This window comes from Rhizobium sp. NPDC090275 (assembly GCF_044772225.1).
Taxonomy (GTDB): domain Bacteria; phylum Pseudomonadota; class Alphaproteobacteria; order Rhizobiales; family Rhizobiaceae; genus Rhizobium.
In genome coordinates, this window is record NZ_JBIVYL010000009.1 from 101,219 (window position 1) to 122,772 (window position 21,554).

Consider the following 21,554-nt stretch of genomic DNA (forward strand, 5'->3'; position numbering starts at 1 on the left):
ACGATATAGTAAAAATTTCTGGGCACTATGGCACCGATGATAGGACAACTAAGGTGATCCCAATCTCAAATCAGCGATACACGTATCATCGGGCACCGAGCTGAAGAGGAGGCGCGGTCCTCTCGCAGACAGCTGAACTCAATCTGAACCGCCAGGTTCAGGCTGGTGTCGGTAGCCGGCATGTAAATTTCGGTTGTCACTTATCAAGGAGATAAAAGATGACAATTGGAAGCACTATCAGCGGATCCCCCGAGCTCCGTCGCGAGGATGGCTTAAGAAGGTCACGCCGGCGCGGCTGGGTCGCTTTTCCAGCTATCGCTGTCGCGCTCGTTGTGGGTGTGGCAGGTGGAGCAGCGGCCATGAAAATGGTACGCCCTTCCCCCGAGATGGCGTCGATGACCCCGGTCGCAATCGCAAAGATGCCAACGTCTGGACTGGTGACGGTCAAGGGTACCGTCGCGGAGATCTACGGTAACAAGTTCATTCTCCAGGATGATAGCGGTAAAGCGCTGGTTGAAACCGGTCGTGCCGGCGAAGGCGGTCAACTCGTCACGCAGAATGAGCCTGTGACGGTTCAGGGCCGGTTTGACCATGGCTTCGTCCATGCCAGCTATCTAGTCGACAAGGACGGTAAGACTGACGCTCTCTTGCCCCCTGACCCACTGCCGCCCCCACAAGCCGGACCGCTTGACGGTGAAGCAAGGCCCTGACGTCCGAGCGCTTAGGCTCAGCACGACGTTTAACCCTCACATCTGATGAAAGACCAACCCAATGAAAAGATATATTCTTTCAGCTGTTGCCTTTGCTGCTCTTGCGGGAACAGCCTTGGCACAACAGCCGCCCGCCCCTCCCGCTGCTGGTGGACCCGCCCCGGTTGCTGATCCAGCAGCGCCGCCACCGGCTCCGGGAGTACCGGGCGAGCCGGATGGCGACCACGCCGCACCCCCGCCCCGCGGTCCCGGAGGCGACATCGGCCCACGCGGCCATCGCCCCCCTCCCCCGCCGCCGCCATCTAAGGCAGCTCATTTTCGGATCGAAAGTGGCCAGGCAGTGATCGACATCAAGTGCGCTGATGACGAGCCGATGAAGGCTTGCTCCGACATACTTTCGCAGGTTCTCGATCGCGTAGAAGGGCCGAAGCCGGCGCATTGAGTTTACATTAAGCTGGAGCAGCCGCGTGTACAGGCAGCTGCTCCGCAAGGCTCCGTCAGGCTTTACACCTCACACTCGCGCCATTACTTGCCACTCGGGCAAAGTACATAAACCTGCTGCTATCGGAATTCTTCCCACTCGCCTCGATCGTCTGCAAGCGCCAAATTCCCGCTTACTCTTGGCAATGATGCGTGGCGGACCTTGGCAGTGGTAGGGCGAACGGCCAGTCTGTTCGCCACGGGAACTGCCGGCGGTCTTACGCGAGAGATATCATCGAACTTGAACTGCTCGAGCAGGTTGAACAATGCTGCGGCCTCGCGCGCAAGACTGTGGCTGGCCGCGGTTTGCTCCTCGACCATTGCCGCATTCTGCTGGGTGCCCTGATCGACTGTGTTGACGGCTTGATTGATTTCGCCAAGCGCGGTCGACTGTTCGCGAGATGCTTCGACGATGGCAACGACGTTCGTGTTGATGTCATTGACCTGTGTAGAGATCTCTTGCAACGCGGACCCGGCTTTCGTGACGAGGGATACACCATTTTGGACGTGTCCACCGGAGGCCGTGATCAGGGACTTGATCTCCTTTGCTGCGGTTGCCGAGCGCTGCGCCAGTTCACGTACCTCCTGCGCGACCACTGCGAAGCCTTTTCCGGCTTCGCCTGCCCGGGCGGCTTCAACACCGGCGTTGAGAGCGAGCAAATTGGTTTGGAAAGCGATCTCGTCGATAACACCAATGATGTTCGAGATTTCACGCGACGAGTTTTCGATCTGATCCATTGCCCCGATCGCATCGCGAACAACCTGACCGGAATGCTCCGCATGCTGGCGTGTTCGACCAACGAGTTGGCCCGCTTCTTCGGCTCGTCGACTGGAATCCTTGACAGTCGTGGTAATTTCCTCAAGCGCCGCAGCCGTTTCTTCGATGGATGCTGCCTGCTGCTCCGTCCGTTTTGCCAGTTCATCTGCCGCAGAACGGATTTCGCTCGAGCCGGATGCGATTGCCCGCGCATTCTCCGCAACGGTCGCCATGGCCTGCCTCAGCTTTTCCGACGCGGCGTTGAAATCGGTCCGCAGCCGATCAAGGGATGGGATAAACGGTTTTTCGATTGTCTGGGAAAGATTTCCATCCGCGAGATTTGTCAGACAGCCGGCAAGGCTTTCGACATTCTCTACCCGCCCGGTGACATCCGTTGCAAACTTCACAACTTTAAAGACTTTGCCGTTCATGTCGAAGATCGGGTTGTAAGAAGCCTGGATAAAGACCTTGCGTCCACCCCTGCCGATGCGCATGAACTCGTCGGCCACAAGCTCCCCAGCGCTAAGCTTCTTCCAAAATTCCCGATAGTCGGTGGAGTTTACGTAGGCGGATTCGCAGAACATCGAGTGGTGTTTGCCAGCGATCTCCGGAAGAGCGTAGCCAAGTGCGAGGAGGAAGTTTTCGTTCGCCGTGATCACCTCCCCTGCCGGAGTGAACTCGATGATCGCCTGTGCTCGCGACAAAGCGTCAAGCTTGCCTGCATCCTCAGCCGCTTTTAGCTTCTGGTTGGTAATATCAGTCGCAATCTTGATTACCTTGACCGGCTTGCCGCGGCGGAACACAGGATTGTAGGAGGCCTCGATCCAGACTTCCTTGCCATCCTTGCCAATACGTTTGTACTGTCTCTGATCGAACTGACCGCCTGCAAGTTTCGCCCAGAACGCCTTGTAGTCTGGAGACCGGACGTATTCCGGTTCGACAAACATACTATGGTGTTTGCCGATGATTTCGGAAAGCTGATATCCCAGCGCTTGGCAAAAGTTGTCGTTAGCTGTCAGGATTTTACCTGATAGATCGAATTCGATCATTGCCTGAGATTTCGAGATCGCGGCAAGGACCGCGACAGCATTGGCACCACGATCCAAAATAGACATACGATGTTTTCCCTGACCAATATTTGTGACGGCTTTAATGTCACTACCCGAATAGTTGCACTTGAAAATTAATCAGGATTTAATGATAAATTTAACGTTTATCAGGGCTCATCTCGTCGAATCCCGACGATCGGAGATCGCGCATGATACCCCCAGACTTTGATACGAGTGGCCGTATGAAAAAGCCCCCGTTGCGGGAGTTCAGTCGCTATATCGAACTTGGCATGGTTGCCATCGTCAAGCTGGTTGCGGATGCCGAAGCAGGAGGCACGCAGTCTTTCCAATTCTCGCTAACGCCCCAGCAATGTCGGCAAATCGCTGCGGATCTGCTAATGTGCGCCCAGGTTATCGAGCATGAGCGGCCAACAACACCGCAATAAATTGCATACATCCGATACCGGCGGCGACCTGTGTGATCGTTCGACGCCTACAACTCCGTTCATTCCCCCATATCTGATTTGGTAACAAGCGATATTTCTCGTGATTACATAGTGACCGTTATCCGGCGAGCTTGGAGCTTGGTCCAGACCTTTGATGGCTCTGCGAACGTTCAGTCTCACGATTTCAACTTGGGGCGTAGACACCGGCGCGAAGCCATTTTTGCGAAGCCCCTGGAAATTTTATCTACGGATCCAACATTTAGGCCCGAGATCAATACAGGGAACAATCATGCGCAAATCATCGCGTGTCGCCATAATCGGAAGCGGAAACGTTGGAGCAACAACTGCGTATGCTTTGATGCTACGTGGCCTATTTTCCGAGATCGTCCTGATCGATGCCAAACGCGATCATGCTGTTGCCGAAGCCACAGATATCGCCGATGCGAACCCGGTTGCGAAACCCGTCCGGATCTGGGCTGGCGATTACAAAGATGCTGCTCAAGCCAGTATTATGGTTATAACTGCCGGTGCGGCCACTCATGGCGAAGAAACCCGTTTGTCAGTCGCCGAAAAGAGCGCGGCAATCGTTCGATCTTGCATCTCCGATGCCATGGCGGCGGGATTTGACGGTATGCTGGTGGTCGCTTCCAATCCGACGGACGCCATGACGCAGGTCGCTCAGGCAGCGTCCGGCTTGCCACATAGCCGAGTGATTGGCAGCGGCACTCTGCTCGACAGTAATCGTTTTCGCAAGCGGATTGCGGACCACCTGTCGATCGCTCCCGGCGCGGTTGAGGGTATGGTCTTCGGCGAACATGGCGATAGTGAAGTGGTCGCCTACTCGACCGTTCGCGTCGGCGGTGTTCCACTTGAGAAATATGCAGAAGCCGCATCGATTGATCGAGAGGCAATAGCCCACGACGTTGTCCGGGCAGGCTACACGATCAACCACGGTAAAGGCTACACATCCTTCGGTGTTGCAACCGCGATTGCTAGGATCTGTGAAGCCATCGAACGTGACGAACGAGTTGTCCTGCCAGTGTCAAGTTACATCGACGGAATTTGCGGCGTGAGTGGTGTTTACCTTAGTCTTCCGTGTCTCATTGGCAGCGGCGGTGTAGAACGCGTTATCACCCCGGACTTGATGCCTGAAGAGCTTTCAGCGCTTCAGGCATCGGCTAACGTCCTTAAGGAAACACTTTCGAAGATAAATCTCAGGTGACCAATCAGCCGATAGATGTGCACGAACCGTAGACACCTTCACCTGTGACTCAGTATGGCCGACCACTGGCCTGATCTCCTTTAAGCAGCGCCGCTGAAACAATCTAAATCGAAGCTGAGAGTTCGCCGACTATGCCAACGGTCTCAAGTTGGGTTGAGCGGATGCTCATCAGAGCCTTCATATAAACAATCATTTCGCGCAAAAGGCCTGCAAACTCAATGACAGTTGTTGCATCATTTATGTACCGCGCCGGAAAGAGAGCCGAAGAACTTCGGCTGACCGACAGACCCCTGGCGGCTGTTGACGGCGAGTTTGCATGGATCGGAATTACCGATCCGACCGATGAAGAGCTCGGGAAGTTGAAGGCCATGTTCAATCTTCACCCGTTGGCGATTGAAGACGCGCTGAACGGAAAGCAGGTTCCCAAAGTCGACATCTACGGCGACCAGCTGTTCGTCGTGGTCAAGACCGCTCACCTTGAGGGCGACAAGATCGCCTATGGTGAAACATCCATCTTTGTCGGCCGTCATCACGTCATTTCGGTGCGACACGGTTCGCCTGTAGCGCATAGTGAACTTCGCAGACAGCTTGAGCAATCGCCCCGGTTGCTTGATCACGGTCCTGACTACGTCCTGCATGCAATTCTCGACTTCGTCGTGGATGGCTACCTTCCGATGGTCCAGACTTTGGAAGATAAGGTTCTGGAAATGGAAAAGCATATGCTGATCTCATTTCTGGAACGCGAGCAGATCAGACGCTTGTTCAGAATGCGCCGCCAGGTCATTCGATGCCAGCGCATTCTTGGTCCTATGGCGGAGATCATTGGCAAGCTCACCAATCTGGAGCTACCTTGCATTGATGAAAATGCCAGGCCTTACTTTCGGGACGTCCATGACCATGTCAGGCGCGTTGAGTTTATGTTGTCGGGGTTACGCGAGGTCATTACTTCGGTTTTCGAAGCTTCGAACCTTCTAGAGCAGCAGCGGCAAGGAACCATCACCCGGCAACTGGCTGCATGGGCCGCAATCCTTGCGGTTCCAACCGCCATAGCAGGCATTTACGGTATGAATTTCGAGCATATGCCAGAGTTAAAAACCGAGTACGGCTACTATGTTGTGATCGCCGTGATCTTGGTTGTCTGCTCCGGCCTGTACTACAGGTTTAAAAGAACCGGCTGGCTTTAAGCGCCTACTGTAGAAAAGGTCTGCGTGTTCGATTTTCGAAGCGTCCAGGATACGGCTACCTGGAACCAACCCCGATCAGACGTTCGACCTTCGAACCTCAAGACTGGTCTGGTTAATGGGCCGCTTCAACGATATATTGAGGGAATGCTTTCAGCCAATAATCCATGGCTTCATGAGCGATTACTGCCGACGCTTGGTGTCAGTGTTCATGATGGGGCCTCCATCATACCCATGCGATAACCCCTAAAACGAGAGCGCCGGCTGCGAATTAGTTCGTCGCAAGGTGGTTTTATGGTGCTGGTGTCTCGGCCTCCAAGATCGCCATCACCCTTTTGAATTGATCCTCATCGGTTAAAACAAGCTCAGCCGTCTCGATGCATCAGGAGCTGGAAATCTGGATGACCTCGACCGATTGATCAAATCGCGAGCTGCATACTTAGACGATCAACCTGCTGCAAGTGCGGATGCCGACGAGGATGAACTCAATTCCGGCCAAGAAGTCGGCGCGATCGTCGTGGTTGCTAAGCTGTGGAGCAACGCTTTGCGCAAAAGGATACTCTTCAGCATCGAGATCAGACCAGGAACGCGCGAGCGACGCCAGCATTTCGGTCCTGTCCCAGTGCTTGGAGTGCGCCAGCCGCGCATTTGCCGCGTGCTGGCCTCCAACGCCGACAATGTAGTTGAATACCGCCATAGTTGAGGCCCACTCCCTGTCGGCAGGAACGTCCAGAGCACGGATGTCCTGACCGACCGCATCGAGAACTCTAACAAGCGGCGACTGGCCCGGCAATCTCACCAACGCCGCGCCTACCCATGGGCGTTCATCGATCGCATCGAAGATGCCGACAGCAAACGCCTTGATCGAGTCGAAGGGATCGGCGCATTCCTTGCGCCCCTGCATAACGTTTGCGACGATAGCATCGCAGGCGGCGGCCAGAAGGTCGTCCTTGTTAGCGATGTACCCGTAGATCGCTCCAGGCCCGGTGGCGAGCCGCTCGGCCAAAGCCTTGAATGTCAGGCCCGCCTCACCATCGCGATCCAGGATTACAATCGCGGCCTTTACGATCTGAGTACGGGAGAGCGCCGCATCCCGTCCCCGAACCTTCCGCTTCGCTTCCATCATCAAACCCTTCGATCAAACTTGGAACGACATTCCATCTTGACAAACATGGAACGCCATTCCATTTTTGTCTTGGAATATCATTCCGCAGCGTACAGTTCAACGGGTGGAGCCGCTAAAGGAGGTTCGTCATGGCGATTTTTGTCACCGGAGCAACAGGTTACATCGGTGGTGCCGTCGCGGCTCGGCTTGTCGCCAATGGGCACAAAGTGCGCGGATTGGTGCGGAACAAAGAGAAGGCCAGGCGACTGGAAGAAAAGGGCATCGCTCCGGTGCTGGGCAACCTCGACGACGCCAAGCTCTTGACGCGCGAGGCGCGTGCTTCCGAGGGCGTCGTCAACGCCGCGGACAGCGACCATCACGGCGCCGCGACGGCACTGCTCGAAGGGTTATACGGGTCGGGCAAGCCGCTGCTTCAGACGAGCGGCACCGGCCTAGTCGCGGAGAACACGCGCGGCGAAGCATCCGACCGGACCTATGACGATAACACCCCGCTCGTCTCCGAGCCGGTCTTCGGCGAGCGCGCCGACATAGATCAGCAGATCCTCGACGCCGCAGGACGCGACGTGCGCTCGGTCGTGCTGTGCAACAGTTGCATTTATGGTTGGGGCGAAGGTCTGCACCGCGAAAGCATCATGGCGCCGCGGCTGAAGCGGCAGGCGGGAGCGGATGGCGTTGCCCGCTACATCGGTAGTGGCGCCAACATCTGGTCGAACGTCCACATCGACGATTTGGTCGACCTCTACATGCTCGCTTTCGATAAGGCGCCGGCGGGCAGCCGCTACCTTGCGGAGAACGGAGAGAGCGCTTTCGCCGATATCGCCCAAGCCATCGCCGACCGCCTCGGGCTCGGCCAAGCGCAGTCGTGGTCCGTCGAGGAGGCGACGCAAGGGGTCGACGCGACCTTCGCCTTCATCTTCGCGTCCAACTGCCGGGTGCGCGCAACGCGGGCGCGATCCGAACTGGAGTGGCGGCCCAAGCGAGACTCGATGCTCGACTGGATCAGGCTGGAGGGTTGAGAACGTGGCCACAAAGACACCATCGATTGCCATTGTCGGGGCAGGTCTCGGCGGGCTGACGCTCGCTCGCGTGCTTCAGGTCCACGGCATCCCTGCCACGATCTACGAAGCGGAGCCGTCCGCCGACTCGCGTCCGCAAGGCGGCCAGCTGGACATCCACGACTACAACGGCCAGCTCGCGCTGAAGGCGGCCGGACTTTTCGAGGAGTTCCGCAGCATTATCCACGTCGGTGGCGAGGCCTCGCGCGTGCTCGACAGGCACGGCAACGTCCTGCTCGACGAGCCCGACGATGGCACCGGAACGCGCCCGGAGGTGCAGCGCGGCGACCTCCGCCGCATCCTGCTCGATTCACTGCCTCCCGAGACGATTCGCTGGGGTCACAGACTTAAGTCGGTGCTATCACTCGGGGACGGTCGGCACCGCCTGATGTTTGACAAAGGCACGACGACCGACACCGATCTTCTCGTCGGTGCCGAAGGCGCATGGTCGAAAGTCCGGCCCCTGCTATCATCCGCAACGCCGAGCTATACCGGCGTCTCGTTCATCGAGACCTTTCTGCACGATGCCGACGTCTGGCACAAATCCGCCGCCATGGCCGTCGGTGGTGGAAGCATGCTGGCACTCGCTCCAGGCAAAGGCTTACTCGTTCATCGCGAGGCTCACGGCGTGCTGCATGCCTACATCGCGCTGAACAAGCCGGAAAACTGGCTCAACGATCTCGCCCGGGATGGCGAAGTAAGCGCGCGCGTACTTGACGAATTCAAGAATTGGGCGCCCGAGCTGACCGCGCTCATCGTTGATAGCGATACACCTCCGATCCTGCGTCCCATCCACGCCTTGCCGATCGAGCATCGCTGGAAGCGGATGCGCGGCGTGACGCTCCTCGGCGACGCCGCCCATCTCATGTCACCGTTCGCCGGCGAAGGCGCAAATCTCGCTATGTTCGACGGCGCGGAACTCGGGAACGCGATCGCTTTCAATCCCGGGGAACTCGACGAAGCGCTTCATGCCTACGAGACGGCTCTGTTTCCGCGAAGTGCCGCAGCCGCAGCAGAGGCGGCTCGAAATCAAACAGTCTTTTTCGATGACAAAGCGCCGCAAAGCTTGCTCGCCCTTTTCGCCAACTATCGATTCGCGCCGCAGGCTCGCCGCTAGGGATGATTTGCGATCGGTTTGCGTCGCGCTTGGCGGTACCCGCAGTGGTTGGCGAGGGGCGCATCGCCGAAGTGGCATACAAGGTATCCGCCTTTTAAGCCTTCCCCAATCTCAACAGGAAACCGGACCGGAGAGTCATCATGCAGCACGATCGAGAACGCATTTTCCAAGCTGAAAGCCATTTTACGAGGGCGGCCAGAACGATCGATCGATGCCCTTTGGGATACGGTCGGTGATTTGGTGCACCGGAATGCGCAAATTACTTCAAGTCAGCAGGATATGATCTGGATTGAACAGGATTTGCACTAGTCTAAGCTTGAATGCGGGTGCGTGCCGTCCACAATCGACTGGACCACTCGAGCGATTCGCTCTTTCAGATCAGTGATATCGCCGAAATCATTCCTTAGCACACGGTGTCTGCTGGAGATGCCGACCATGAAGACATCCACGCCCCAGGCTCGCAGCTGAGCCCGGGGAGCACTAGCGATGCAGCAAGCACCGAGTCCGCGAGGTCTGGCAGACGGAGGCCCTGACGGCCACCGTCCTCCGCCACTGCCGCCACCAGTTGAGAAAGCAGCACATTTCCGTATTGAAGATGATAAGACCAAAATCGACATCAAATGCGACGATCGCGAACCCCTGAAATTATGCGCCGACATGTAAAAGATATCATCGATTGTTTCGCACCGCTCCTAAGCGCTAAGGTCCGTTCGGCTTCGCCGCAACAGTATGTTTCTATTGCGGCTAATGCGCTCGATTTAAGCATGACCTATTCTCAGCCTATTGCGCAAATAGCGGAGCCGTGTTGTAAACCTGCGAGTGAAATACCCTGAAGCTCTTTGGATACCCTTTTAAGAGTGAGTGCGACCAACGGCGGCTGGAAGGTCTAGAACCGCGCAAAGTCCGGTAGGCGCGTTGGTTCTGAGCCTGAACGATCCCCCATAAAGACCAGTCAGTTCTGTCACGATGGACAGGCCGAAGCCGTCGCCGGGCATGCGTTCATCCTCCCGAACCCCGGCTTCCAGCACTGCGTCGAGACGATCGTGAGGGATCCCCGGCCCGTCGTCCGCTATGACAATTCGCACGAATGGACCTTCCCGACTGGCAGAAACAGCGACCAAGGTCGCAGCCCATTTGAAAGCATTGTCTAAAAGGTTTCCCAACATTTCCTCGACGTCACTCTCTTCGCAAGCAACCGACAGTCCAAGACCGACGTCGGCCTCAAACGCGATCTCCCGCTCAGCGTAAATGCGGCGCAATGCCTTCTGGATATCGCTAACCGCCTGACCCACATCTGTTGACGCCGCTATCCCGGACGACGTCATGATGCGTCGGGCATCACTGAGATGATGCTTGATGCGGCTTTCCAGCCGACGAGCGACGTCTCGAAGCGATCCGTCCGGGTCATTGGCGTCACTAAGCGCGAGCGAAAGGCTTGCAATTGGTGTCTTCAGGCCATGGGCCAGATTGGCAAACTGGATACGCGTCGCAGCAAGCCGATCCTCATTGGTTTTTAAGAGCTCGTTCGTTTTCATTGCCAGAGGCAGAAGTTCGGCAGTAGCTTGGCTAGGCACTCTGGCGCGCTCACCGCGATTGATTGCCTCGATGTCGTCGGCCATTGTCTTGAGAGGAGCGAGACCAAACCTCACCTGCCATACGGTGCCTACGAGCAGGGCGAGGCCGAGACAGAGCATGGAGGGCACGAGCCACAGCAAAGCCCGTATCGCGGGGTCGACAAGTGCAGCCATTGGCGCGGTTGCCGTGAACATGACGGGATGTCCATCGACATACCGTGAACTCTGTCGGAGGTAAAGTCTGCGGCCACGCTCCACTCCTTCGCCCGGTGTCGGCGTAGCGGTCAGCATCTGGAAGAGGCTAAGGCGTGGTGGCGGCGCTTCGATCGTGCCGTCAAGTAGTGAACGGGATGCGAGTTGGTTGTCGTCGCTGTCTATCTGCCAATACCAACCGGAACCAGGGCGATCGAATGGCGGTGCGTCCAACGGGTTGGAAAGAGAAAGCTTGCCATCACCGTCGCGTTTCAATGCCGTTGCGAGAGCAGCGATCTGCGTGTCCAGGCGTTGATCGACCTGTTCTCGAATTACCGAATTCAAAGCAACCCACAAGATAACCGATGCGACGAGGATTGCGAGCGTGACAAAGACAGACGAAAAAAGCACCAGTCGTGCGGCGATCGACTTTGGCTGTTGGACGGCGGTCGATTTCATCACGAGACCGCCGCTGTCAGCATGTAACCTCGGCCGCGCACAGTCTCAACCATATCCGGGCCGAGCTTTTTGCGCAGTCGCGCGATGATCACCTCGATAGAGTTGGAATCAACTTCCGCATCTCCGTCATAGACGCGCTCGTTCAACTCGCGGCGGTCGACCACTGTCTCCTTGCGCAGCATCAGACAGGAGAGCACACGCCATTCAAGTGCAGTCAGTTTGAGAGGAAGGCCGTGTAGCTCGAACACACCGAGCTGTGCATCGAATGCAAGGTCGCCGCAGCTGACGCGTGACGCAGCATGACCGGTGGCGCGCCGGACCAGAGCGCGAAGGCGAAGAACCAATTCTTCAAGCTTGAATGGCTTAACAAGGAAGTCGTCGGCTCCGGCCTTGAAGCTCGCGACCTTGTCAGGCCATCCGTCCCGAGCAGTCAGCACCAGGACCGGCAGGTTACGCTCGCTATCCCGCCACCCCTTGAGCACGGCGACACCATCAAGCTTAGGCAAACCAAGATCGAGCACCGCCACGTCGAAGATTTCCGTGAGGCCGGCGTGCAACGCATCCTCACCGTTTCGAGCAATATCGACCACAAAATTCTCGGACCGCAGGGCGCTGGCGATGCGACCACTCAGGTCATCGTCATCTTCAACAAGCAGCACGCGCATCATCTGATCTCCAGCTAAAAAGATGTGTCACTCGTATCGAAAATGCCTGAACTGAATCTGAACCAGCAGGTTCAGACTGGTGATGGCAAATAGCACGTAGATTGCTGCTGTCACTTATCAAGGAGATTCAAGATGACGATCGGAACCAGTATCAAAGACGGCCCAGTCAGCGGTCGCGACGGTGAGACGACGAAGACGCTCCATCTCGGCTGGGTCGCCCTGCCTGCCATCGCTGTTGCGCTCGCTGTTGGCGTTGCAGGTGGCGCGGCGGCCATGAAGATGATCCGGCCCGGAGCTGAAATGGCACCGATGACACCAGTTGCAATTGCCAAGATGCCGAGCTCAGGCCTGGTGACGGTCAAGGGTACGGTCGCGGAGATCTACGGCAACAAGTTCATCCTGCAGGATGAAAGTGGGAAGGCCCTGGTCGAAACCGGTCGGGCAGGCGAAGGCGGCGGCCTCGTAAGCCCGAACGAAGCCGTTACGGTTCAAGGCCGGTTTGACAATGGCTTTGTCCATGCCACTTACCTTGTCGACAAAGACGGCAAGACCGAAGCTCTTTTGCCGCCCGGTCCTCCGCCGCCACCACACGCTGGACCGCGTGACGTGGACGCAAAGCCCTAAAGTCTAAGTGCTCGATATTAGTCCCATCAGTTACTACCAAAACTCAGGAAGGACCGACCAAATGAAACGATACATTCTCTCGGCCGTCGCTCTGGCTGCTCTCACAGGTACAGCAATCGCACAACAGCCGCCCGCCCCTCCCGCTGCTGGGGGACCCGCTCCGGCTGTCGACACAGCGTCTCCCCCGCCTCCACCGCCGGCTCCGGGGGGACCGGAAGGACCGGGTGGTGACCGCGCTGGACCTCCGCCGCGTGGACCAGAAGGCGATATGGGTCCTCGGGGCCATCGCCCTCCTCCACCGCCTCCGCCGTCCAAGGCAGCGCATTTCCGGATTGAGAATGGTCAGACGGTGATCGACATCAAATGCGCCGACGATGAACCCATGAAAGCGTGCTCTGACATTCTTTCCCAGGTTCTTGATCGTTTGGGAGTACCTGCCGCACAAACGCGCTGATCGTAACGAATAGCGTTACCGCGGCCGCGTAAACGCGCGGTCGCGAGAATACCGAAGATGTTCGGGAAATTGGGCCACCGAGCTGGCCGACAGTCGCAGTGTGGCCTTCACAGCACAGCACAGCCTCAAGCATCATATCCGTCTAAGACCGCACGTCTGCGAAACCGCATGCATGCCAAATCCTGCAGGCGAAATCTTGTGCAAACGGAGATCACGAGATCTGTACCACCTGTAAACGCGGTCAAAGCTGAGCGTGATGCCTTCGACATCTCTTTGCCGATGCCGGCGCTGGACGCTCGTGGTCACGCGGTCACATCGCCGCCAAGAAGATTCGACGAGAACTCGGCACGAATTCGAACGGTAAAATCTCTAGCATGCAGAACGCTCAGCCATGGATGCTCTAAAGAGGCTCGCTCATCCTGACGCGGGAAGTTGTTGGTCATCGCTGGTCATAGCGTGACTGGCGTTTGGCGCAAATATAGGCTTAGGCGGTTTGCGTCGCCCAGAGCTTCGCCGCGAACGGATCAGACGTCATTTGACCGCACCGACCTGTTTCAGGAACGTCAGATTATCTTCAATATGCCGATTGTCAGTAATCCGGCCGTTCTTTACACGTAGATCGTCAACCGCGATGAAATCGACCTCCTGACCCTTCCCCTCAATGCCTTGATATTTTCCGGTGAAGTGACCGGTCATTCGCAGGTGGCTGATGACGCGGTCGCCAACTACAATACGCTGCGGAACTGCGAAGCGCAGATCGGGAACGGCGGCACGGAACGCCTTGTTTGCGATCATTGGCCCGGTCGGGCCTTGAGGCCGTCCAAAGGGCCGGACATGATCGTTGAATTGCGGCGAGATCGCTTGATCCAAAAGATGCTGGCTGACATTGTTCCAGAAGCCGTAGAACGCATCGACCGGTTTGAGCAGTTCCGTAACCTGGGCCTGCGAGAGGCTCTTGTCGACGATCAACTCCTGCGGCTTGGCAAGAGCAATGGCGGTTTGATCGTCGAGCGATGCTGCAAGGGTGGGTGTGCTAGCAAGAAGTAAAGCGGCGAAGCATAGCAGGCGCATCGTGATGTTCTCCTTTGATGGAAGCTCTGAGGCATGTCAGGTTGGTTGATTTTCTTTAGTCAAAGATAATTTCGTTCATTGTCGAGCTGTCTACGCCAAAAGGCTCATCACACCGCTCGAAGGCGCCTTTGGAACGTCGGAATTTCCCCCAGTGCCATCTGTTGGTAATGTGAGCGTCGCAGATCCCCAGACAATCAAAGCTGGCTGCGGTTTGGATGGCTATGGCAATTTCTTTTTCGATCACCGCTGCGGCCGCAGCGGTGATCACGACGTACCGCCTCAATTTGCGATCGTACCACCGCCGTCAACAGTCACGGTCGATCCGCTGACGAACGGGTTTGTGGCGACGAACAGGATGGCCTGGGCGATGTCTACCGGCTGACCGACCCGGCGGGCTGGCAAACGAGCCGCGGTTTTGTCGAACATCGCCTGGCGCGCCGCATCGTCCATCTTGGCGTAGAGCGGGGTGTCAATTAGCCCCGGCGACACCGTGTTGACCCGGATCGGTGCACGCTCGAGCGCAAGGCCGCGTGCTAGCGCTTCAAGCGCGGCATTGATCGCACCCTGCAACACGGATGTGGCGCTCGGTCTCTGCGATAGAAAACCCGAGACAAAGGTGATCGAACCACCGTCCTTTATGGTTGCTGACTTGGCGATACGGTAGGCGCCAAAGAACTTGCTGTTCATCGCAGCTTGCGCGTCCGCGAGCGCCAGCGCGCCGACTGGGCCGGTCTTGGTCTGCGCTGCGCTGATGACGACGTGATCAAACGGCGATGCATTGGCGAAATAGGCTTCAACCGATGCATCGTCGGTGAAGTCGAGCGCGTTTCTGCCAGGGCGCGCTACCTCAGCGCCGGCAGCCGCAAAGGCGTCGGCAGTGGCGCGACCAATGCCGCCGGATGCGCCAACCACGAGTACACGGGTTCCATTTAGATCGATGGGCATGGTATCAACTCCTTATGTATTGGGGCCGGGAATGTCAGTTTCTGTGGGTAGCCCGCGCTGGATCACTGGTGTTAATCCCTTTGTCTCGGTAGCGTAGAGGGCAATCTCGTCCTTGCGCGCAAATCACATGCCAGGGCTGGATCGGACATACGACAGAAAGCGATCAAGCAGGCACACGCGCCCAGGATGATCCGAGTGCGGTCGTGCAGGCTTACGACCATCATCCGCCGGCGATGCGCGCCTTCGTCATAGAGTTGGTCGAACTCGTCCCGTAACGCCTGCCCGTACGCGGCTGGATTCCAGCCCTCGAAGGGGAAGGACGAAATGTCGTTCATATGAAAGGTATAAGGTACCGTTACGAAGTCGCCCTTAGACAAGGGCCCGATAAACGGCTCGTCTAGGCTCGGTTCATCGATATTGTATGTGACACCCGCTGCACCGGAGATCGGCTGCCCACCGCCCTCGAGCATGAGACTAAAGCTTGGAACGAAGCGCGCACCTCCTGGCCAAAAAGGTTTATCGGGCATGCAGGAAGCTCCTGGTGTCGTGTCACGCCGGCAGGCTGCGAGACACGCTCTGTTGACATTGACTGAAGAAGTAGTGTGTTTCTTTGGGAAGATAAGCTCGGCCCGAGGCGAGGCAGTATCAACTTTGAGGCAACATGCTGGACGATCTCAACGAGTTGAAGACGTTTCACCAAGTCGTGGAACACGGCACACTGACTGGAGCAGCGCGAGCGCTTGGCGTCACCCTCGCTGTCGTGAGCAAACGCTTGGCGACTTTGGAAAAGCGGGCTGGCGTAAGGTTGGTCAATCGCACCACCCGCACCCTGTCACTGACGGAAGCCGGTGAGCGCCTGCTTGTGGAGGTAGGTCGCGCATTGGAAGCGATCGCGCAAGGCGAAGAACTGTTGTCAACTGGTCGGGACGAGCCAGTGGGAACGCTGCGGATCTCGGCACCTGTCTCATTCGGCCGACGCCGCGTCTCGCCTGTCGTTGGAGAGCTGGCGGCACGCTACCCGCAACTACTCGTGTCTCTGTCGCTGAACGATCGTCTGGTCGACGTCGCCGGCGGGTCGATCGACATTGCGATCCGCATAGGTGGGCTCGCTTCTGCAGGCGGTGCGGCGATGCGCAAGCTTGTCGACAGTCAACGGATCCTGGTTGCTGCACCCTCCTATCTCGCGCGCCGAGGCGCGCCCGTTTTACCCGCCGACCTTAACTCACACGACCTTCTTCGATACAGCGACCTTGTCGGGCCATGGCGGTTGTTCGGGGCCGACGGGCGCGAGCATTTGGTGCCCGCCCCCGCGCGCCTGCAGTCTGATAATGGCGATGCTATCCATGACTGGTGCGTTGCCGGATTGGGCATTACTTTTAGATCCCGGGTCGATGTAACAGAGGAGCTTCACTCCGGCGCGCTCAAACAGATACTCCCTGGTTGGCATGCCGGCGATGCCGCAGTCGTCGCTCTTTTTACGGACCGCAAGACGATGCCCCGAAAAACGAGAGTGTTCCTCGATGCCATGGTTGAGGCGCTTCGGGGAGCCTCTGAGATCGATATGTCGGGACTGCATCCAATTTAGCCCGACGTGGTTGGCAAATTGACCTGGCGAGCGTTTACGTCGATCGGCAGCTCCAAGGCCGTGAACAGTGAAAAAAGTAACCTTGAAGCAACATAGACAAATATGCAGGTCGCCATGGATTTGCGCAACTGCTCAGCCTCGCCAGTGAAGCCGGCACAGAACATCGCGACCCAAGAATACCCAATGCTCGTCAGGCGAGCGGACGGGCCCAACAAGCGTTTCAGGGCCGCCCCCGCGCTATCCAATGAACCCACTTTGGCCCGGGAGTTTCGGAACCAAAAACCGCCCTCCTGCTATTCACATGATGTGATGGGACTCGAACCGCCGACCCGACGTTACAAAAGTCCCCCGCCTCAAATCTCTCCAGACTTCCATCGGGTTGAACTCAATGGGCGAAATGATGCGAACCCGGACGCGTATCAGCTGATTGCTTAATACCGAAACCAACGTGGCAAAGTCCAAGCGATGCGAAAATCGGCGGATAGTGCCGACGGGCTCGCTATTATACGCCTTTCTGATAAAGGAGTTCCCGGCAACGTTGTGGCATATCTAGGGGGGCGAGCGTGTTTCATCTTACGATGCGTGTGGCGTGGCATGGATCGCGTTGGAACGGACGTGTCTGCCCGGCACCGTCCTCGAACGCGTTTTGCGTCGCACTCGACCGTATCCGTGAGGAGAAGGACGACGCCGCCCAAGACGCGCTGGCCGGAAGGCCGTGGCATGAGCTGGCGCCGGATCAGTTGCCTCCTTGCAAGGCCGAGTCGGGCGCTTTCATGAACGAGACTGAGTGGACCCGCCGCTTCGAGCACCCCTACGCGTCAATCAAGAAGGCGGCAGCGACGCACGGCCACCTGAAGCCCACTGTGGTGAAAGTTCCGCCGTTCGCCGCCTTCGCTGTGCCGTTCGGCTGGATGCTGCGCAGCGAGCAGGACGCTATCGACGCAAAACTGCCCAAACCCTTGCCGCCGGACGAAACCTCTCCTTTCGCGAGCCCCTGGGTGTTCGGTCGCGCCCGCCAGACGGCGCTCGTTGACCATGTGTTCGATCGCCTTAAGCCCGAGCGATCGCTCGTCTTCTTTTACTGTAAGGAAGGTCAACCGCTTGGAGACACGATCTCACGTCTGGTGGTCGGCGTCGGCCGCATCCAGTCGATCGTGCCGGTGAAGCAGTACGACGCCCCCGCCGGTAAAGACGCCTACCCGATGTGGGACCGGCTGCTCCGGCACTCTATCAGGCCGGAGGGCTTCGATGGCTTCCTGCTGCCATACCACGATTACCTTGAACCAACGGGAGATGCGGCAGAGGACGCGCGCCGGGCGTCGCTCCTCGCCGAGATCGCCGTTCCCGCCGACCCTGCCCATACGAGGGTGTTTTCCTACGCTGCGGAGCTCGCGCCGGCGGATATCGCGCTCTCAACCCTGATTCGATGCCTTGAAGCGGTTCGGAAGATCCGGGGCCATGGGATCGCCAAAGGCCCCTGGGAGAGGCGGGAGGAATGGCTCAACACCCAGATCGGGCTTGCCTGGAAAGACCGTGGGGCTTTTCCGGGGCTCGGCTCTGTCCTCGAGGCGCTAGGAATGCGCCTCGGGACCGCTCTGACGCTGGAGTTGCTGGCGTCGGGCGCGGTCACATCCGATGGAGACCCTTGGCCCCACATCGACGCTCTCCTTCGCGGCAAGGTTAAACCGCCGCAGCCCGTTTACGACGCTGACCTAAAGGCCGTTCGCGACACTTGGGTCAATCTCGCGGATGAGCGGCGGATCCTACTAAAACTGCTGTCGCGTTTCGCGCTCACTCCCGCGCAAGCGGCACGTTGGTTCGATCCGACAAGACGCGCCGCCGCGAGCATGGCATTCACAACGGATGCCGAGCTGATCACGAACCCATACCGGATCAGCGAGGTGGATCTCGGTGACGCGAAAGAGTCGCCGGTCTCGGTCGGAACGATTGACCGCGGGCTCCTCCCGGACGCAACAATCGCCGCAAAGCACCCTGCGCCCCAACCCTCGCGGGTCCAGTCCGTGGGTGACGCGCGCCGCCTGCGAGCCGTTCTCGTCGCTGTCCTGCGGCGCGCGTCGGAGAATGGTGACGCGCTCCTGAGCGTCACAGAGGCCGTCGAGAAGGCGGCTACAATTGAGATGGCGCACCCCTGTCTGATTGGTGTCGACTGGCCCACCACGAACGCCTCTGCGCTTATTGGCGTCGTCGAGCTTATCGAGCTTCCGGCGCAGGAGGGGCAAGCGGGCGGAATTTCCGCGGTCCAGCTTTCGGACCTGAAGACGCGTGAAGACCGCCTCCGTTCTGTGCTCGCGAAGCGAGCGGGGAAGGCCGCGCCGATCGTGACAGCAGACTGGCAAAAGCTTTTGGTCGACGCGATCAAGGCAGCGGGCGGCGCTTTTGATCCCAAGAACGCGCGGCACGTGCTCGCCATCGAGGAGCAGGCCATCGCGCTCGCGCGCGTGACCTCCCGGCGTCTGACGGCGCTCGTCGGGCGGGCCGGGACGGGCAAGACGTCTGTGATGGGCGCCCTGCTACTCAACGCCGCCCTCGCTCGGGACGGTATCCTGCTGCTCGCACCGACCGGCAAGGCCCGCGTCCGGCTAGGGAAGGCTGCCAACGCTGAAGCAATGACCGTTGCCCAGTTCCTGAACGAACTCGGTCGCTACGACGGAATTCGCCAGCGTCCGCGGTTCGAGGGCAAGGAGAAGTACCGGAAGGAGAAGACGGTCGTCATCGATGAGTGCTCGATGCTCACCATGGACGACCTCGCGGCTGTGCTCGACGCACTCGATCTGGCGCACGTCCAGCGGCTTATCCTGGTCGGCGACCCCAATCAGTTGCCCCCGATTGGCGTTGGACGCCCGTTCGCCGACCTTACTTCCTATATGCAGACCACACCCGCAAAGAGCGACACCGGTCTGGCGCTCGGCGAGGCGCTCGCCCAATTGACGGTTGAGGTCCGAGCGGTCGCGGGGGCGGACCAAGCGTCGGACACGCTTCGGCTTGCATCCTGGTTCACCAGAGAGACGCAGCCTGTCGATGCCGACCGCGTCCTTAGCGACCTAGAGACGGGCCGGCCCTTCAACGACCTCGATCTTTTCTTTTGGAGGACACCCGACGAGCTGCGGAGCCGCCTGAGTGAGGCGTTTCAGAAACATCTCGGACTTTCGCAGGCGGGCGACGTCGCCGGTTTCAATGCTTCGCTCGGCATTGATGAACGCGGATGGGTTCCGTTCGACGATCCGGACGGCTCGGAGCGGTGGCAGATATTGTCTCCTGTCCGAATGCATTCGCACGGCGTGCACGACCTGAACCGCTGGACACAGCGCCGCTATCGTGCCCGCGAGCTCGATGCGGCCTCGGACCCCTGGGTGATCAGTCTCGGCGATGAAAGCATCGTTCTACGCGACAAGGTCATCCAGGTGTCGAACCAGTGGCGCGGCGCCTTCGATGGGCGCGAGTCAGGAGACCATTATGTGGCCAATGGAGAGGTGGGGCTCGTGGCCAATGGAAAGGCACCTTGGTTGAACGTCGTCTTCGCAGGGCGACCCAACCTTCGCTTCGGCTACAGCGGGCGCGACTTCCCCGGCGGCTCGGGGCCGCTGGAACTCGCCTACGCCATCACAGTGCACAAGTCGCAGGGCAGCGAGTTCCAAAAAGTGTTCGTTGTCCTGCCTAAGAACTGCCGGCCGCTTTCACGTGAACTCTTATATACGGCTCTGACCCGATCGCGCCGTCAGCTCGTGCTGCTAATCGAGGGTGACGATTCGTCTATCCTCTTCGATTATACCCGACCCGAGCGGTCTGAAACCGCGCGGCGAAACACCAACCTCTTCCAGGGCATACTTCGGCGCACCGAGACCGAGGTGCCGTACGCCGAGAACCTGATCCACCGCACGGTGAAGGGTCACTTAGTCCGCAGCAAGTCGGAGCTGGTGATCGCCAACATGCTGCATCAGTCAGGCGTCGAATACGAGTACGAGCGCATCGTTGACGGTGGGATCCAACCCGGTCGCCTCCGTCCGGATTTCTCGTTCGTCACCGCTGATGGCGACCTTATTCTATGGGAACACCTCGGCATGATGGGGCGGGAGGACTACCGGAAGGGCTGGGAGTGGAAGAAGGCGTGGTACGAAGCCAATGGCTTCGTTTTAGGCCGCTCGCTCTTCACCTCTAAAGACGACGAGCGTGGAGGGTTGGATTCGTCGAGCCTTCGCTCTAACGTCGACCTGATCAAAGCGCTGCTGGACTGATACGCGCTAAGGAGAGGATCCGAACGCAGTCTGAGCACGTAAGTGCGAGATTACCGACTTTTGCAAGCTAAGCTCGGCGTGTTAGCGACCGTCGCAACACAGCGAAGCAGGATGCGGGTTCTCCAGATCCTATTGCGGACGTCCAGCGTCGATTGGTTAGATAAGCAGCCAATCGTCTTTATTAGAAAAAACCTATCTCAGAAACGAAGCATGCAAGGTGCGAATCCCGTTTCATCCCCAGGCGATGGTCGCGTTCAGGCCTATAACCATCTCGATCGCGCAGACTGTAGGTCGATCCACTCACGCTTGGAAAGATGTCATCTCTGCAGACGTTTAATAGAAATGACTTCCAAACTCTGGTAAGCAGTGCTTAATTCTGGCGAGGATACGACTTTGAACGATGAAATCCTGACTCTTCCAGAGGTTGCCGATTTGCTAAAAGTAGCGGAAAAGACGGTGTACACCATGGTGAAACGCCGTGACATTCCTGCCTTCAAAGTGGGTGGCCAATGGAGGTTCCAACGTACAGATCTACTCTCCTGGATTGAGCAACAAAAAAAGAAACAAATTTAACTCAAAGAAGCATACC

The 21,554-nt window shown here is 58.1% G+C and carries 19 protein-coding genes and 1 pseudogene; 12 read left to right on the plus strand and 8 right to left on the minus strand.

What is annotated here, in order from left to right:
• Window positions 1–218 precede the first annotated feature (218 nt).
• Window positions 219–710, plus strand: coding sequence for a hypothetical protein (locus tag ACIQUB_RS22135; RefSeq protein ID WP_402932176.1), 492 nt, complete (start codon window positions 219–221; stop codon window positions 708–710).
• 561 nt (window positions 711–1,271) lie between these two features.
• On the opposite strand, the gene ACIQUB_RS22140 is transcribed toward ACIQUB_RS22135, so the two are convergent.
• Window positions 1,272–3,062, minus strand: a complete 1,791-nt coding sequence (locus ACIQUB_RS22140; protein WP_402932178.1) for a methyl-accepting chemotaxis protein — start codon at window positions 3,060–3,062, stop codon at window positions 1,272–1,274.
• Window positions 3,063–3,238: 176 nt separating this feature from the next.
• On the opposite strand from ACIQUB_RS22140, the gene ACIQUB_RS22145 reads away from it, so the two are divergent.
• From ACIQUB_RS22145 to ACIQUB_RS22155, 3 genes are all read left to right on the plus strand, one after another.
• The gene (locus ACIQUB_RS22145; protein WP_402932180.1) at window positions 3,239–3,442 is read left to right on the plus strand and encodes a hypothetical protein; all 204 of its coding nucleotides are present in this window, start codon (window positions 3,239–3,241) and stop codon (window positions 3,440–3,442) included.
• Window positions 3,443–3,731: 289 nt separating this feature from the next.
• The gene (locus ACIQUB_RS22150; protein ID WP_402932182.1) at window positions 3,732–4,664 is read left to right on the plus strand and encodes an L-lactate dehydrogenase; all 933 of its coding nucleotides are present in this window, start codon (window positions 3,732–3,734) and stop codon (window positions 4,662–4,664) included.
• Between the two features lie 218 nt (window positions 4,665–4,882).
• Window positions 4,883–5,848, plus strand: a complete 966-nt coding sequence (locus tag ACIQUB_RS22155; RefSeq protein ID WP_402932184.1) for a magnesium and cobalt transport protein CorA — start codon at window positions 4,883–4,885, stop codon at window positions 5,846–5,848.
• A gap of 436 nt (window positions 5,849–6,284) precedes the next feature.
• Here ACIQUB_RS22155 and ACIQUB_RS22160 read toward each other — a convergent pair whose 3' ends face one another.
• Entirely contained in the window at window positions 6,285–6,971 is a 687-nt protein-coding gene (locus ACIQUB_RS22160; protein ID WP_402932186.1) for a TetR/AcrR family transcriptional regulator, read from the minus strand.
• Window positions 6,972–7,099: 128 nt separating this feature from the next.
• On the opposite strand from ACIQUB_RS22160, the gene ACIQUB_RS22165 reads away from it, so the two are divergent.
• The 3 genes and pseudogenes from ACIQUB_RS22165 to ACIQUB_RS22175 all read left to right on the plus strand — a co-directional run.
• Window positions 7,100–7,987 carry an NAD-dependent epimerase/dehydratase family protein gene (locus ACIQUB_RS22165; protein WP_402932187.1) on the plus strand — a complete coding sequence of 296 codons (888 nt, stop codon included), beginning with the start codon at window positions 7,100–7,102 and terminating at the stop codon, window positions 7,985–7,987.
• Between the two features lie 4 nt (window positions 7,988–7,991).
• The gene (locus ACIQUB_RS22170; RefSeq protein WP_402932189.1) at window positions 7,992–9,143 is read left to right on the plus strand and encodes an FAD-dependent oxidoreductase; all 1,152 of its coding nucleotides are present in this window, start codon (window positions 7,992–7,994) and stop codon (window positions 9,141–9,143) included.
• A 150-nt stretch (window positions 9,144–9,293) separates the two neighbouring features.
• Window positions 9,294–9,436 (plus strand): annotated as a pseudogene (locus ACIQUB_RS22175) (IS630 family transposase); the annotation flags it as partial.
• A gap of 558 nt (window positions 9,437–9,994) precedes the next feature.
• On the opposite strand, the gene ACIQUB_RS22180 reads toward ACIQUB_RS22175, so the two are convergent.
• Entirely contained in the window at window positions 9,995–11,368 is a 1,374-nt protein-coding gene (locus ACIQUB_RS22180) for a sensor histidine kinase (RefSeq protein WP_402932191.1), read from the minus strand.
• Window positions 11,368–12,033, minus strand: a complete 666-nt coding sequence (locus ACIQUB_RS22185) for a response regulator transcription factor (protein ID WP_402932694.1) — start codon at window positions 12,031–12,033, stop codon at window positions 11,368–11,370. Before ACIQUB_RS22185 ends, ACIQUB_RS22180 begins: the two co-directional genes overlap by 1 nt.
• A gap of 132 nt (window positions 12,034–12,165) precedes the next feature.
• On the opposite strand from ACIQUB_RS22185, the gene ACIQUB_RS22190 reads away from it, so the two are divergent.
• A complete protein-coding gene (locus tag ACIQUB_RS22190; RefSeq protein ID WP_402932193.1) occupies window positions 12,166–12,657 on the plus strand; it encodes a hypothetical protein in 492 nt (163 codons plus the stop codon).
• A 61-nt stretch (window positions 12,658–12,718) separates the two neighbouring features.
• Window positions 12,719–13,111 (plus strand): hypothetical protein, encoded by a 393-nt coding sequence (locus ACIQUB_RS22195; RefSeq protein ID WP_402932195.1) that lies wholly within the window; start codon window positions 12,719–12,721, stop codon window positions 13,109–13,111.
• A 531-nt stretch (window positions 13,112–13,642) separates the two neighbouring features.
• On the opposite strand, the gene ACIQUB_RS22200 is transcribed toward ACIQUB_RS22195, so the two are convergent.
• The 4 genes from ACIQUB_RS22200 to ACIQUB_RS22215 form a co-directional block, all read right to left on the minus strand.
• Window positions 13,643–14,182, minus strand: a complete 540-nt coding sequence (locus ACIQUB_RS22200; protein WP_402932197.1) for an ester cyclase — start codon at window positions 14,180–14,182, stop codon at window positions 13,643–13,645.
• Between the two features lie 55 nt (window positions 14,183–14,237).
• Window positions 14,238–14,450, minus strand: coding sequence for a hypothetical protein (locus tag ACIQUB_RS22205; protein ID WP_402932199.1), 213 nt, complete (start codon window positions 14,448–14,450; stop codon window positions 14,238–14,240).
• Between the two features lie 11 nt (window positions 14,451–14,461).
• Entirely contained in the window at window positions 14,462–15,127 is a 666-nt protein-coding gene (locus ACIQUB_RS22210; RefSeq protein ID WP_402932201.1) for an SDR family oxidoreductase, read from the minus strand.
• A gap of 71 nt (window positions 15,128–15,198) precedes the next feature.
• Complete coding sequence (locus ACIQUB_RS22215) at window positions 15,199–15,654, minus strand: hypothetical protein (RefSeq protein ID WP_402932203.1); 456 nt, start codon at window positions 15,652–15,654, stop codon at window positions 15,199–15,201.
• A 134-nt stretch (window positions 15,655–15,788) separates the two neighbouring features.
• On the opposite strand from ACIQUB_RS22215, the gene ACIQUB_RS22220 reads away from it, so the two are divergent.
• From ACIQUB_RS22220 to ACIQUB_RS22230, 3 genes are all read left to right on the plus strand, one after another.
• A complete protein-coding gene (locus ACIQUB_RS22220; RefSeq protein ID WP_402932205.1) occupies window positions 15,789–16,712 on the plus strand; it encodes a LysR family transcriptional regulator in 924 nt (307 codons plus the stop codon).
• Window positions 16,713–17,275: 563 nt separating this feature from the next.
• A complete protein-coding gene (locus ACIQUB_RS22225; RefSeq protein ID WP_402932207.1) occupies window positions 17,276–20,965 on the plus strand; it encodes an AAA family ATPase in 3,690 nt (1,229 codons plus the stop codon).
• Window positions 20,966–21,358: 393 nt separating this feature from the next.
• Complete coding sequence (locus ACIQUB_RS22230) at window positions 21,359–21,538, plus strand: helix-turn-helix domain-containing protein (protein ID WP_402932209.1); 180 nt, start codon at window positions 21,359–21,361, stop codon at window positions 21,536–21,538.
• The last annotated feature ends 16 nt before the right edge of the window (window positions 21,539–21,554 follow it).